This is a genomic window from Sphingobacterium prati (assembly GCF_013167215.1).
Lineage (GTDB): Bacteria > Bacteroidota > Bacteroidia > Sphingobacteriales > Sphingobacteriaceae > Sphingobacterium > Sphingobacterium prati.
This window is the reverse complement of record NZ_JABJWY010000037.1, coordinates 295,617-310,816: the sequence shown is the minus strand read 5'-3', so window position 1 is coordinate 310,816 and position 15,200 is coordinate 295,617. Positions and strand designations below refer to the sequence as shown.

At 40.7% G+C, this 15,200-nt stretch carries 11 protein-coding genes; 9 read left to right on the top strand and 2 right to left on the bottom strand.

What is annotated here, in order from left to right; genetic code table 11:
- Positions 1 to 7: 7 nt before the first annotated feature.
- The 6 genes from HPC41_RS19210 to HPC41_RS19185 all read left to right on the top strand — a co-directional run bounded on the left by HPC41_RS19210 (position 8) and on the right by HPC41_RS19185 (position 7,257).
- Complete coding sequence (locus tag HPC41_RS19210) at positions 8 to 757, top strand: TrmH family RNA methyltransferase (RefSeq protein WP_172395630.1); 750 nt, start codon at positions 8 to 10, stop codon at positions 755 to 757.
- A 112-nt stretch (positions 758 to 869) separates the two neighbouring features.
- Positions 870 to 2,051: an MFS transporter gene (locus HPC41_RS19205; RefSeq protein WP_172395629.1), complete on the top strand. Its 1,182-nt coding sequence runs from the start codon at positions 870 to 872 to the stop codon at positions 2,049 to 2,051.
- A 165-nt stretch (positions 2,052 to 2,216) separates the two neighbouring features.
- Positions 2,217 to 3,131, top strand: a complete 915-nt coding sequence (locus HPC41_RS19200) for a hypothetical protein (RefSeq protein WP_172395628.1) — start codon at positions 2,217 to 2,219, stop codon at positions 3,129 to 3,131.
- A complete protein-coding gene (locus HPC41_RS19195; RefSeq protein WP_172395627.1) occupies positions 3,128 to 3,805 on the top strand; it encodes an ABC transporter ATP-binding protein in 678 nt (225 codons plus the stop codon). Before HPC41_RS19200 ends, HPC41_RS19195 begins: the two co-directional genes overlap by 4 nt.
- A 27-nt stretch (positions 3,806 to 3,832) precedes the next feature.
- Complete coding sequence (locus HPC41_RS19190; protein ID WP_172395626.1) at positions 3,833 to 4,381, top strand: GNAT family N-acetyltransferase; 549 nt, start codon at positions 3,833 to 3,835, stop codon at positions 4,379 to 4,381.
- A 143-nt stretch (positions 4,382 to 4,524) separates the two neighbouring features.
- Positions 4,525 to 7,257, top strand: a complete 2,733-nt coding sequence (locus HPC41_RS19185) for a DNA gyrase/topoisomerase IV subunit A (protein ID WP_172395625.1) — start codon at positions 4,525 to 4,527, stop codon at positions 7,255 to 7,257.
- A 154-nt stretch (positions 7,258 to 7,411) separates the two neighbouring features.
- On the opposite strand, the gene msrA is transcribed toward HPC41_RS19185, so the two are convergent.
- A complete protein-coding gene (gene msrA, locus HPC41_RS19180) occupies positions 7,412 to 7,927 on the bottom strand; it encodes a peptide-methionine (S)-S-oxide reductase MsrA (RefSeq protein ID WP_172395624.1) in 516 nt (171 codons plus the stop codon).
- A 278-nt stretch (positions 7,928 to 8,205) separates the two neighbouring features.
- Entirely contained in the window at positions 8,206 to 9,234 is a 1,029-nt protein-coding gene (locus tag HPC41_RS19175; RefSeq protein ID WP_172395623.1) for a glycosylasparaginase, read from the bottom strand.
- A gap of 322 nt (positions 9,235 to 9,556) precedes the next feature.
- On the opposite strand from HPC41_RS19175, the gene HPC41_RS19170 reads away from it, so the two are divergent.
- From HPC41_RS19170 to HPC41_RS19160, 3 genes are all read left to right on the top strand, one after another.
- On the top strand, positions 9,557 to 10,783 hold the full coding sequence (locus HPC41_RS19170) for a C40 family peptidase (RefSeq protein ID WP_172395622.1): 1,227 nt from the start codon (positions 9,557 to 9,559) through the stop codon (positions 10,781 to 10,783).
- A gap of 3 nt (positions 10,784 to 10,786) precedes the next feature.
- A complete protein-coding gene (locus HPC41_RS19165; protein ID WP_172395621.1) occupies positions 10,787 to 11,845 on the top strand; it encodes a dipeptide epimerase in 1,059 nt (352 codons plus the stop codon).
- A 127-nt stretch (positions 11,846 to 11,972) separates the two neighbouring features.
- The gene (locus HPC41_RS19160) at positions 11,973 to 15,185 is read left to right on the top strand and encodes a SusC/RagA family TonB-linked outer membrane protein (protein WP_172395620.1); all 3,213 of its coding nucleotides are present in this window, start codon (positions 11,973 to 11,975) and stop codon (positions 15,183 to 15,185) included.
- Positions 15,186 to 15,200 lie beyond the last annotated feature (15 nt).

The window sequence follows — 15,200 nt, the reverse complement described above, 5'->3', positions numbered from 1 at the left end:
AATAAAAATGTTGTCAAAAGCGCAAATCAGTCTAATAACGTCTCTACAAAATAAAAAGTATAGAAAACAACATGGTTTATTTATTGTTGAGGGGATAAAATCAGTGCAGGAATTTATCTCATCGAGTTACCAGGTTGAATCCATTTTTTATACAGACGACGCAAACACAAAAGTGGGTAAAATCTCGCATAATATAAAATCGCATCAACTGACCGAGACTGAATTTCAAAAGATTAGTACCTTAAAATCTCCACAAGGTATTCTTGCCCTGATCAAGCTCCCTGAACAACAACAAATCAAGGTCAACGACCTGAGGAATTGTTTCAATCTAGTGCTAGATGATGTACAGGATCCTGGTAATTTAGGAACCATCATCCGTACAGCAGAATGGTTTGGGATCAAACACATCATTTGCTCTATTGGGACAGTCGATGCCTATAATCCAAAAGTCGTACAGGCAACAATGGGCTCACTGTCACGGATACAGATTTATTATGTGGATCTCCATGAATTTATTTCCTCAACAGACTTACCTGTCTACGGGGCACTTCTCAATGGGCAATCCATTTATCAAACCGAATGGAGTAAAGAAGGATTGATTGTCATGGGAAATGAAGGCAATGGTATCAGTTCAGAAGTAATAACTTTAATAGATCAGGCAGTGACCATACCCCGCATCGGTCAAGCGGAATCGCTCAATGTTGCGGTCGCGACAACGATATTCTGTAGTGAGATCGTCCGGCAACAGTTACTATAGAAACAGTTAATCGTTGAAAAAAATGTATCTTTGACCAACTCTTCAAAAAGCATCTGTGTCTTTCACGATATTGTCTGATTGAAGATTATTCACGCACGACAATTGTTTTAAAATGCCTTCGGAACAGAAATCCATCTATACGCTTCAATTTATTTTACTTTGCCTGAGCTCACTCTTATTTTCATCGAGTTTCAACATGATTATTCCAGAGCTACCCAACTACCTCAGTAGTATGGGTGGAGCTGAATATAAAGGCCTGATCATAGCATTATTTACGTTAACCGCGGGTATTTCAAGACCATTTAGCGGTAAACTGACTGATCGCTGGGGCCGGGTTCCGGTCATGGCCATCGGATCTATTGTCTGTTTTATCTGTGGCTTTCTCTATCCGATTTTAACTACTGTCGCTGGTTTTCTCTTTCTGCGATTAATCCACGGATTCTCTACTGGCTTTAAGCCCACCTCAACCTCGGCTTATGTCGCGGATCTTGTCCCTCAAAAACGTTGGGGCGAGGCCTTGGGTATGCATGGTCTTGCATTCAGCATCGGAACAGCAGTAGGTCCCGCGATCGGGAGTGCAATTTTTGACGCTTTTGGGATTAATGTCATGTTCTACTCATCTTCTTTCATGGCATTGTTATCAATCCTGATCGTAATCAATATGAAGGAGACCTTAGTTAAAAAGGAGAAATTCAACCTTTCCATGCTCAAAATAAACCGAAAAGATATTATAGAATGGCGCGCGCTCCCCGCTGGAATAGTTACATTTTTATCCTATACCGCCTACGGTGTGATCCTTACGCTTATCCCCGATTGGAGTGAGCATCTAGGACTTAAAAATAAGGGCCTTTTCTTTCTGGCCTTCACGATCGCATCCGTCATGATACGCTTTGTTTCGGGAAAGGTTTCCGATCGCTACGGGAGGCCAAAAGTTATTATCACAGGCTTAGTGATTATCGCTATCGCATTGGTCGTTATCGGCCTAGAAGACAGCTTTATTGGTCTAATGACCGGGGCAAGTATTTATGGTATAGGAACAGGTATTCTTTCTCCGGCTATTAATGCCTGGACCATTGACCTTAGTATCCCTGAACATCGGGGCAAAGCAGTCGCGACCATGTATATTTCGCTTGAAGCAGGAATTGGTCTGGGAGCTCTCCTCTCCGGACTGTATTATGCTGACATCATCCTCCGCATTCCACAAATTATGTATGCAAACGCTTTTGTGCTCTTGATCGCCTTATTTTATATGCTTAATTGGCAAAGAAAATCTTACTTTTTGATAAAAGATTAAAGATATGAGATGGGACATCTTGCTGCGATCAGCGTATCATCTTTTTCATCAGATTTTCATAACTTCGAAAAAAGTTCACAATACAAATCATCCGACCTATAGTTATGATAATTAGCAGACTAACTAGGTCATGATAGCATCACGTTCAGGACTATTGATAAGCAAATGATAAATAATTATTTAAAGCTTCAATATAAACTGCTGGCCCGACAATTTAAAGCTACGGGGCTTCCATTGGCTGTTGCTCCATTTTTGCTATTGATAGCGAGTTATCTTGCTTACTATCTTTTATTGCAGTATCCCGTCTTTGGAAGTTATGCCATACTCCTGGGCAATTTTCAGTTACTCTTTCTCCTGGCAGAAAAAAACAGGAACGATTTTCTAAAAAATACGTTTAGTAAAAAAGATTTTTACAACATCAGACTACTGGAAAATGGTATAATGACCTTACCATCCATTACAATATTACTATCTCAAAGTCTTTGGCGCTATGCCGTCGTGCTCGTCTTGCTGGCACTCCTATTTGCCTTTTTGACTTTTAAAGCTTTTGGTAAATCTATCCCTACTCCCTTCGCAAAGAAACCGTTTGAATTTACTATTGGATTCCGAAGGAGTTACCTGCTGATTCTCCTTTTGTATCTACTGGCAGCAATTGGTTTTTATGTCACGAATCCCAACCTTGTTCTATTTTGTGTAAGCGGTATAGCCCTGACTTGTACACTCTATTATCAGTTGCCTGAACCTGTGTTTTATCTATGGAACAGTCGAGAAACACCTGCTGGATTTCTACTGCGTAAATTTAGACGTGGACTGCTGCAATGTCTTTTGTTTGTCCTGCCACTCCTACTGACATATGCCTTTATTTTTTCATCAGAATGGTTTAATGCATTAATTGTTTTGGGTGGCATATTATTCCTGCTCCCTTTTGCCATTACCTTAAAATATGTCGCTTATCCGAGAGAGATCAATTTTCCTGAGGTCTCTGTGCTGATATTGTGTTTTAGTTTCTATCCCCTGATAGTAGCCCTATTGCCTTTTTATTACGTTAAGGCCCTCAAAAATCTTAAAAACTATTTATGATCGAGCTTATTCATATCAGTAAATCCTTTGGCCAGCATCAGGTCTTACATGAGGTGACCTTTACTTTTGAGGACGGAAAAGTCTATGGTATCGTAGGCGAAAACGGTGCTGGAAAAACAACTTTATTTCGCTGTATGGCAGGTCTGGAAACAGCTTCGGGAAGGATCAGCGCGAACTTACAGCCATTAAAGAACTATTTAGGTTATCTCACCTCAGATCCTTATTTTTTATCAAAAATGACAGGTGAAGAATATATCTATCTCCTTACTGACGCCCGTAGAAAATCTATTAAGAATCTCAATGAAAAGAATATCTTCGAATTACCATTAAAAGAGTATGCGAGTTCTTATTCGACAGGAATGAAAAAGAAATTGGCACTGACAGCCACCCTGCTCCAGGACAACAGTTTCTACATTCTGGATGAACCTTTTAACGGAATCGATCTACAAAGCAGTATTATCCTGACCGAAATCATACTACGTCTTAAAGCAAAGGGCAAAACCATCCTGATTTCATCGCATATATTTTCGACACTAAAGGATACCTGTGATGAGATATTGGTATTAGAAGAAGGCCGGATCAGCAAGACTGTTAAAAAAGAACAGTTCGGTGATTTTGAAGAAGAAATGAAAGATAAAATATTGAAAAAAGATATTGATAAACTGTGGCTTTAAACTCCGCTAAAACCTAAGCTATACCAGATGGAAAAATACCTACCAACATTAGAAACCGAACGCCTAATCATCCGTCCGATAAGCATGGACGATAGAGACTATTTTTTTGCAATGGATTCGCAGGCTGAGGTACATACTTTTCTCAATAAAGAGCCGGTTCAATCCATCGAAGAAATGGAAAAAGCGATCGCTCTCATTCAGCAACAATATGAAAAATATGGTATTGGCCGGCTGGGAGTTATTGAAAAATCAAGCAATCAATGGATCGGCTGGACGGGATTTAAATATATTGATGAATTGGAAAATGGACGTATCGGATTCCTGGATCTAGGCTATCGTTTTAGGGTAGAATCCTGGGGCAAAGGATATGCCACTGAAGCAGCATTAGCCTGTATGCAGTATTATCGCGAGCACCTGACCCATTTTGAGCTCCATGCCATTACACATACCGAAAACGAAGGATCAAGGCATGTATTGGAAAAAGTGGGTTTTCAGGTCACCGAAGAGTTTGATTTTGACCGTTGGAATATCCCCTGTTATTGGTATGATTTGGTCGAACATTTCGCCCCAAACTAATTATGTTAGCTTTAAAAACTAATTTTTTTAACTTTTTATACTTTCACTGGGATAAAACAAAATGGTTTTGTATTTTTACACGTTCGAAGAAAATAAAATTTCGAACATATCTGTATTGTACAATTTAATCTATTGCTGAGTAAATGAGTGACGAAACAAACTTCCCAACGGAAGATAATCAAGAAGAACTAGGAGCAGGAAAAACAGAGGGCGGAAGTCAGACAATACCTTTGTCTGGGCTGTACGAAAACTGGTTTTTGGATTACGCGTCCTATGTGATCTTGGATAGAGCTGTACCCCATATAAATGACGGCTTGAAACCCGTACAACGTCGTATCCTCCATTCCCTAAAGGAAATGGATGATGGACGATATAATAAGGCTGCCAATGTGATTGGTAATACCATGAAATATCACCCGCATGGAGATGCTTCCATCGGAGATGCCATGGTTCAATTAGGACAGAAAGACCTGCTGATCGATTGTCAGGGTAACTGGGGATTCCCGATCACAGGTGATTCGGCGGCAGCGCCACGTTATATTGAGGGACGACTTTCTAAATTCGCGAATGAAGTTGTTTTCAATCCCGAAACGACAGAATGGCAACAGAGCTACGATGGACGTAACCGTGAGCCAGTCACTTTACCTGTTAAATTTCCATTGCTCTTGGCCCAGGGAGCTGAAGGTATTGCTGTGGGGTTGGCAACCAAGATTATGCCGCACAACTTTATTGAGCTTATTGATGGCTCAATTCAGGTACTGAACGGCGAACGTCCGAATATTCTTCCCGATTTTCCGACAGGTGGTATGGCCGACGTATCCAATTACAACGAAGGACAACGCGGTGGAAAGATCCGGGTACGCGCTAAAATCGAGGAACGGGATAAAAAGACCCTGGCGATTACAGAAATTCCTTTTGGCACTACTACGGGAGGCTTGATCGAAAGTGTAGTGACAGCCAATGAAAAGGGTAAAATCAAAATCAAGAAAATTGAAGACAACACAGCGGGAAACGTTGAAATAATCGTGCATTTAGCGCCGGGAATATCGCCCGATGTTACGATAGATGCCTTGTATGCTTTCACGGCCTGCGAGGTCTCCATTTCGCCAAATACCTGTGTCATCAAGGATGAGAAACCTCATTTTATGAGTGTCAATGACATCTTGATTGAAAACACCAAAAACACCAAAAATTTATTGAAGCGGGAACTGGAGATCCGTTTAAATGATCTTCAGGAAAAAATATTCTTCAATAGCTTATTAAAAATATTCATCCAAGAGGGGATGTACAAACACGCTGATTATGAAAATGCCGGTGACTTTGACACTGTCGTGCAGGTTTTAAATCGCTTGTTTGAGCCATTCTTTGAACAGTTCTATCGTGAAATTCTTCCTGAGGATTATAAGAAACTGATCGATAAACCAATGAGTAGTATCACGCGTTTCGATGTAAAAAAATCAGACGAAACGATGAAGACGCTCGAAAATGAAATCAAGGAAGTTAAGCGCCATTTGCGTCAATTGACGGAATATGCCATTGCATGGTATGAAAAACTACGTGAAAAATACAGCAAAGATCGCGAGCGCAAGACTGAATTACGCATCTTTGATAAGGTTGAGGCAACACAAGTTGCGTTAGCCAATGCGAAGCTCTACGTCAATCGCGAAGAAGGTTTCATCGGCTCCGGAATGAAGAAAGATGAATTTGTCTGTGATTGCTCAGATATCGATGATATCATTGTATTCCGCGAAGATGGCAAATATGTCGTCAGCAAAATCCAGGATAAAGTATTTGTCGGAAAAGGGATTATCCACGTAGCAGTCTTCAAAAAAGGCGACGAACGTACTATATACAACGTGATCTATAAAGAAGGGGAAACTGGTACGAGTTATATCAAACGTTTCTCTGTTGTCGGCGTTACCCGCGATAAGGAATATGATGTATCCAAAGGGTCAAAAGGATCAAAGGTTTTATATTTCACCGCTAATCCAAATGGTGAAGCCGAAGTGGTCAATATACAGCTCAAACCTCACACGAAATTACGTAAATTGAATTTCGATATGGATTTCGCTGAAATTGCCATCAAAGGCCGGGCTTCCCAAGGGAATATTGTTTCTAAATATCCCGTTAAGAAAATTGCCTTTAAAAGCTCAGGTATTTCCACTCTCGCCGGAAGAAAAATCTGGTATGATACCATAATGAAACGTCTGAATGCCGATGAACGCGGCCAGTATTTAGGAGAATTTGATGGCGATGATAAAATATTGATTGTACTTTCCGACGGCAGCTACGAGTTATCAAACTTCGACCTGAGCAACCACTTTGATGAGAAAATGATCCGTATTGAAAAATTCTACCCAGAACATATCTATACAGTAGTGCATCAAGATGGTAAGAGCGGCACTTATTTTGTCAAACGTTTTAAATTTGATGACCAGCCCATTGGGAAACGTATTTCGTTTATCAACGAAGAACCCGGTTCAAAATTAGTGCTTATGAGCAATGCTGCTGAGCCTACGGTCAGATTGGACATCCTGAAAGGTAAATCACAAACGGAGGAAACACTGGAACAATCCTTGACTGAGATTATTGACATAAAGGGTATAAAGGCGCAAGGCAACCGCCTGTCCTTCCATACCGTAAAATCTGTCACTTTGATCACAGCTGATGAAGATCTGAGTGAAAAAGGAAAGGAAAAAGCAGAAGTCGCTTCAGAAAGTGGCGAAACAAAATCCGGAGAGACCAAGTCCGATGCAGCAACTGATGAAATATCAGCGGATGCCGCTAAAGATAAAAAAGAAGATGATATCAAATTAGAAATTACTAATCCTGACGACATCCAAATTGATGACAAGGGGCAAATGGAAATGTTTTAACAGCATTTTTCAATAAGTAATACGAATAAAAAAAGGCTCGAATATGATATTCGAGCCTTTTCTATTATTGATCCGAGATTGCTCCCGCCCTTCTCATAAACAATGCGTCATCTTCTCCGCATTTGACACAAAGCTCCCCATATAAAACCTTAATTTAGGCTTTAAATTCTTTTAAGAATTTTTGGAGTTTCGGCGCAATGACCACCGAACAGAACGGATTCTCAGGATGATCATTAAAATAATTATGATGATAATCTTCGGCCAGCCAAAATGTTGACGCCGGTTCTACCGCTGTTACAATTGGATCTTCATAGATATCCTCGTTTTCCAACTCATCAATAAAATTTTTCGCTAAGATCTCCTGCTCTTCGTTATGATAGAAGACTACAGAACGATACTGCGTACCCACATCATTACCCTGACGGTTCAATGTTGTCGGATTATGTGTTTTGAAGAAAATTTTCAACAGATCCTCGTAATTGACCAACTCATCGTCATACTCCAACTCCACCACTTCTACGTGATCGGTTGTACCTGTACATACCTGCTCATAAGTAGGATGGTCTACATGACCTCCCATATATCCGGGCAATACGGATGTCACTCCTTCGGTATTTTGGAAGATCACTTCCGTACACCAAAAACATCCACCTCCAAATGTTGCTTTCATATTTTTTATAGTATTTAGTAATGAGTATTGAGTATTTAGACTTTAATTTTATAAGCCCTAGGCATGCTCGTTATATTATTTTTTTACTTCTACAACACTCACACAAAGATAATCAATATTAAATTTAATACTCAAATTTAAACACGTATTCTATATTTAGTAATAAGTATTTAGACTTTGGTTTTTATAAGCGTTAGCATACTCGCCATCGTTTTTTTTCAAACCTTAATCCTTTGTCTCAAATCTCTTATCTAAAATCTCACACCTAATTCTAATTATTAATAATAATGTTTTCCCTTGATCAATAAATCTTGCTGTTTACTATCGCAAACGGCATAAGAGAATCCCTCCTGCAATGCGTAGGCTCCATATTCACCCTTCTTGTTAATCGCCAAAAATCCAACTTGTATCTCTTTGGCAATTGCAGGCTTTTTCTTCACAATACGCATCACAGCTTCCTTACAAGCATCTTCAGGGGAATAACCTTGACGCATTAATTCGACCACCAAAAAGCTGCCTACATTACGGATAACTTCTTCACCTACCCCAGTCGACGTAGCCCCACCAACTTCATTGTCAACATACAATCCAGCTCCGATGATCGGGCTATCTCCCACCCGTCCATGCATTTTAAATGCCATTCCACTTGTTGTACAAGCTCCCGATATATTGCCATTGGCGTCCAAGGCTAACATACCAATGGTATCGTGATTGTATTGGTTGCCCGGCAGGCGCTCCGCAGCAAAAGTTTTATTTTCGATATTAACGACTGGCTTGTATTTCTTCTCCTTTAACCACTCCTTCCAGGCTTTCTCTCCCTCGGGCGTCAATAAATTCTCTTCTTGAAAACCGTTTTCCAACGCAAATTGCAATGCACCTTCACCGACAAGCATGACATGTGGAGTTTTTTCCATAACCAAGCGGGCCACCGATATCGGATGTCCGATTTTTTCCATACCAGCCACAGCACCACAATTACCATCAGCATCCATAATACAGGCATCTAGGGTCACATGTCCATCACGATCTGGGTAGCCGCCTTTGCCTACGGTCATATTTTTTAAGTCTGCTTCGGGTACCCGTACCCCCTGTTCAACAGCATCAAGAGCTTTTCCACCTTTCGATAAGATCTCCCAGGCCGCTTTATTTGCCGCTATCCCAAAATCCCAGGTTGATATGACAATCGGATATTTTTTCACCTCATCATTGGATGCAATCGTCAGCCCTTTTGTATCAAATGCACTCAGGGTACCTATAGCTGTAGCAGCCATAAAACCTTGCTTAATAAAATTACGTCTAGAACTCATATATAAACTATTTGTCTTTTAATAACCTGTTTGCCTCCACCATCCGGCATTTTACAAGCATGAATAATTTGTTTTTTTTAAACTCGTTACCACAGTTCACAATCGCCAACCTGCTTTTTTAGCAATGAGATTCAAAAACAATCAGTGGTTTTGCGATCAATAAGCAATAATACAAAATGGTTTTAGCAAATAGACAAATTAATTAAAATTAAGCCCAAAGGTTCGTTTTTTAGCAACACAATACTCGAATCACTTAAAAATCGACAACAAACATTGATTTATATTGTGAATTAATCCTATCTTTAGAAACAAACTAATCAGCATGAAAAACACACTAAAATTCGCTATTTTAGCATGTGCAAGTCTTATTGGCACAAGTCATGGCCATGCACAGCAAGTAGATTCCACCACTTATTTCAAAATCAAAGAATTGCAAGAAAACGTAAAACGTGAATTTGCACCTGATCGGAGAACGAAAATTGTGGCTATTCAAAAAGCGGATGTTCCCCAAAATATATATATTCTCGAAACAACCGAAAAAGATGCTAAATTTGTTCTGGAACAAAAAGCAAAAGAAATATCCGCGAATATCCAAGTTCAACTTTTACCAGACGCTAGTGTTGATGGCAAAACTGTGGGAGTAATCAGACTTTCAGTTGCCAACATGCGTACCTCCCCGGATAATGCCGCAGAACTGACAAGCCAAGTTTTATTGGGCACACAAGTAGATCTGCTACAGAAGAAAAGCGGTGAATACCGGGTACGTACACCTGATGGTTATATTGCCTGGGTGCCAGCATCTTCAATAACTGTCATGGACCAGACCGAGATTGACAACTGGAGACAATCAGAAAAGTTGATCTACACCACTGAATTCGGAAAATCTTATTCCGAACCCAATGAAAAAAGCCAACGGGTATCGGATCTTGTATACGGAGATATCTTGAAATTAACTGGGCACAAAGGCAGTTTTTATGAAATCGCTTACCCCGATGGCCGCAAAGGTTATATCAAGAAATCTGAAGGCCTAACGTTAAAAAATTGGCTGGATACACGTAATCCTACCGCTGACGATATTATCGCAAGTGCAAAGACCATGTTGGGACTACCTTATTTGTGGGGGGGCACATCGGTCAAAGGGGTCGATTGTAGCGGATTTACCAAGACAAGCTTCTTTATGAATGGCTTCGTTATCCCTAGAGATGCATCACAGCAGGTTTTAGCGGGCGAAAAGATAGATATCTTGGATAGCGAGGGGCATTTTGACCCTGACAAAGCGCTCAAAAACCTGAAACCTGCAGATTTACTCTTCTTTGCAGCTGGCAAAAATAGTAATCCCAACGCGCGTGTAACCCATGTAGCGCTCTATATTGGCAATGGCACCTTTATCCATGCTGCAGGATTGGTTCGCATTAACAGCATGTTAAAAGATGCTGCTGATTACGACGATTTTCAGACACGTACCGTTGTTGCTGCCCGTCGTTATTTAGGTGCCAAGGATCCTGCAATTCAAAAAATCGCTGAAAGTAATTACTATATCAACAAATAAACCATGATGAGCAATCAATCTGAATGGATCAGCAAGGACTTTGGGACCTTTAAGTTAAGGTTTCGTCCATATACGCTAACACTGCGCCATGTTTTTACCGTCGCTTCCTACAGCCGAAACACAACACCTGTTGTATTGACCGAGTTGGAGTACGAAGGTGTTATCGGTTACGGTGAGGCCAGCATGCCACCCTACCTTGGTGAGTCACAGGAAAGTGTTATTGCTTTCTTAAATCAAATTGATTTATCAGCATTCAACTCCCCTTTCCAGACCGAAGAAATCCTGCACTATGTAGATCAAATAGCAACAAAGAATACAGCCGCAAAAGCGGCGATAGATATCGCCCTGCATGATGTGCTTGGTAAGGTTATGGGCCAGCCTTTCTATAAAATATGGGGGTTAAATCCGGATCTTATCCCGCCAACTTCTTATACAATCGGCATCGACACGGAGGATATGATCCGCAAAAAAGTCGCTGAAGCAGATCAGTTTAAGATTCTAAAAGTAAAATTGGGACTGGATACCGATAAAATGATTATTGACACCATTCGCCAGGTGACTGATCGTCCTTTATGTGCCGATGTCAATCAGGGCTGGAAAACTCGGGAACAGGCATTGGAAATGGCACATTGGCTGGCCGAGCGAAACGTCGCTTTCCTCGAACAACCGATGCCCAAAGAACAAATTGACGATAATGCCTGGCTGACGGCACATAGTCCAATACCCACTATTGCTGACGAAGGATGTCAACGATTGGCTGATGTACCTGGCTTAAAAGGTGTCTACAGCGGCATCAATATCAAGCTGATGAAATGTACCGGTATGCGTGAAGCCAAGCGGATGGCCGAACTTGCGCGTTCCCTTGAAATGAAAGTAATGATCGGCTGTATGACCGAAACTTCATGTGCCATCAGTGCAGCGGCACAATTGGCACCACTAACCGATTGGGCAGATTTAGATGGGGCACTCCTGATCGATAACGATATCTTTGATGGCATGACGGTAATCGATGGCAACTGCATCTTACCGAACCGTCCGGGAATTGGAATTTTAAGAAAATAAGATTATATTCAATGCAATGTTTTTTTGTCTTATAAGAAGAACATTGCATTGAACCTTTGTCGGTGTTGAGATCAACAACTGATAAAACCAACATATTAACAAACTAAATTAATCAATTCAAACTCTTATGAAACAACATGTGCTCACAACGTTGTGTCTCATAGCCTGTAGTTCGATGCAGTCTTTATATGCACAACAGATTCAGATTGCTGGGAAAATCACAGACAGCAATGGTAATCCCGTCAGTGGAGTTACCATAAATGTCAAAGGATCCAGCCAAGGGACATCGACCAATGAACAAGGCTTATTCACCCTTAATGCAAATTCAAATGCTACACTAATGCTATCTGCTGTCGGCTATAAAGCACAGGAGATTCAGATCAATGGACGAAAAACGATTAGTATTACTCTTACAAGTGGCGAACAGGCTTTAGATGAGGTCATGGTTGTCGCTTATGGTACGGCAAAAAAAAGTACATATACTGGATCTGCGGCAACAGTAAAAGCCAAAGACATAGATAACGTTCCTACAACCTCATTTGAAAGTGCCCTAAGTGGGCGCGTTGCAGGTCTGACAGTTTCTACTCCCTCTGGACAGGCAGGCTCAACACCTAGCATTCGTATCCGGGGCGTAGGCTCTATGAATGCTTCGAACGAACCGCTCTATGTCATAGATGGTGTTCCTGCCAATTCCGGCTCGGGAGGCCAAATGGGGGACTACATCTACACATCAAACAATGTTATGGGAAATCTCAATCCTGATGACATTGAAACGATTACTGTACTAAAAGATGCGGCGGCCTCCTCCCTATACGGTTCCAGAGCAGCAAATGGTGTCATCTTAATAACGACAAAAAAGGGCAAAACGGGAAAACCTGCGGTCAATTTTAAAAGTTCCATCGGCTTTACGCCAACCTGGGCAACAGACAATTACGAAACAGCTTCGCCTCAGGATCAAGTTAATATGCTGTATCAGATATTTCATGATTACCGCACGTCAAACGTCAATCCAAAAACTGGTGTAAATTATACCGATGGGGATGCCAGTATTTACGCCCTTGGACAGCTAAATAACAAATTTAACAGACATGGTTATCGATTTGAAGTCAATGATCCCCTAAGAATGAGCAATGTTAGCATTTTGGGAATGACTGATGGAATTGAAAACCGTGAAGGAAAATATTACGATTGGGATAAAGCGCTGTTTCGCACGGGGATCTATCAGGACAACAATCTTTCACTTTCAGGGGGAACTGAGTCAACGAAATACTTTTCCTCTTTAGGTTACACCACAGATAAAAGTAGAATTAAGGTTAATGAGTTCGAACGTATTTCAGGTCGTCTCAATCTAACGCAAAAAATCGTTGATAACCTTGAATTTGGAACGAATATCAATATCGGTCACAACAAGAAAAAAGGTTTTAACGACACCCGCAATACAGGATCGAACTATTTTCTACAATCCAGAAATCTCCTTTGGCCATTATACTGGCCTACAAACTATAAAACGGGTGAAGCCTGGACAGACCGCTATGGTAGCTATGCCTACAATGCAGATTATTATGATCAGCAATGGGATAACAACTCAAAAACAAATAAGCTGGGTGTTATCAGCAACCTAACCTGGATGATTCTTCCTGAATTGACCGCAAAAACTGTATTCTCGTATGATTATACGGACATGAAGGACTATCTATATTATAGCGCTAAACATTTCAATGGTATCAGCGATGGTGGTGTAGTGCACCAATTTAACACCAATATGCTGAAATTGGTGAGTTCAAGTACTGTAAATTATAATAAATCTTTTGATAAGCACAATCTAAACTTACTTGCCGGATTTGAGGCTGAAAAAAATAAGACAGATTTTATGCGTACAACTGGTCGTGGTTTGGGTTCTGCCGAGCTTCCTTACATTTCTTCGGCGGGTAAGTTTGAAGCCAATGCGTATAGCTGGGGTTATAACCTGATGTCATTCCTCGGAAGGGCGGAATACAATTATGACAACACTTATTTTTTAGCGGCTTCCTATCGTCGTGATGGTTCTTCAAAACTAGGTCCGAAAAACCGATGGGGAGATTTTTGGTCGATATCGGGTGCTTATAGCCTGAAAAGCCTTCCTTCCTTGCGTGAAAACGATGCAATCAGTACATTGCGTCTGAAGGCCTCCTACGGTGTCAACGGAACCTTACCAACGGACAATTTTGGATGGAGAAGGCTTGTATCCTTTAACAACTTCAATTATAAAGGACAACCGGGAGGTAACCTTGTCTCTAACCCAGACCCGGATATTACCTGGGAAACCTCTTATACCACCAATGCCGGACTGGAATTTGGATTCTTAAACAACAGAATCACGGGGTCAGTAGAATATTTCAATCGTACCTCCAAAAACCTATTACAGGACGTCCCAACGTCACAAACAACTGGATTCAGCACGGTATTGAGAAACGTAGGACAGATCAATAACAAAGGAATCGAAATTGAATTAGCAGGTGACATTATCAAAAAAGATGATTTTAGATGGAGTGCCAATGTAAATGCAGCTTTCATAAATTCAAAAGTCCAAAAGCTAAATGACAACCAGGATATTATCTGGTATGATCCTACTGGCTCAGTGGGAAATGATACGAAAGGGAGCGGTGATGCCCGTGCGCAATTTATTTATAGAGAAGGGCAGTCGACACTCGCGTTTTATGGTTACGAATGGGCAGGCGTTGACGCGACCAATGGCAAAAACGTCTATTATACCAATAACAGCAACACGGGTTCCGGTATATTTGATTATAATGGTCGAAAAGCAACTTATGACTTTAATCAAGCCGATTATACAATCATCGGAAATGGTATTCCGAATGTTAGCGGCGGTATAAATACTGATTTTGAGTACAAAAACTTCAATCTTGGGTTCAATTTTATATACAAACTTGGCGGTAAATTATATGATGGAGCGTTTAAAGATGTAGCTGATGATGGTTATTACTGGGAAAGAATTCGCTCGGAATATGCTTTTGAACATATGTGGACCGAAAACAATACATCCGGAACCTTACCGAAATTAGACGGAAACGACTTGACTGACCCTCAAAAATATAGCTCCAGACAATTACACGATGCTTCATTCCTCCGATTAAAAAACATCAATTTTGGTTACAGGTTGCCTAAAACTGTTTTGAACAAAATAGGATTTAGCAATGCGCGTGTATATTTCAATGGAACTAATTTATTGACTGCATCCAAGTATAAAATCGCCGATCCTGAAGTTGGACAATATGCAACACGTGGTTGGGAAACTCCTCTCGGCAAAACCTACACATTTGGTATAGAACTGGGTTTTTAATCCATAATCTTTTAA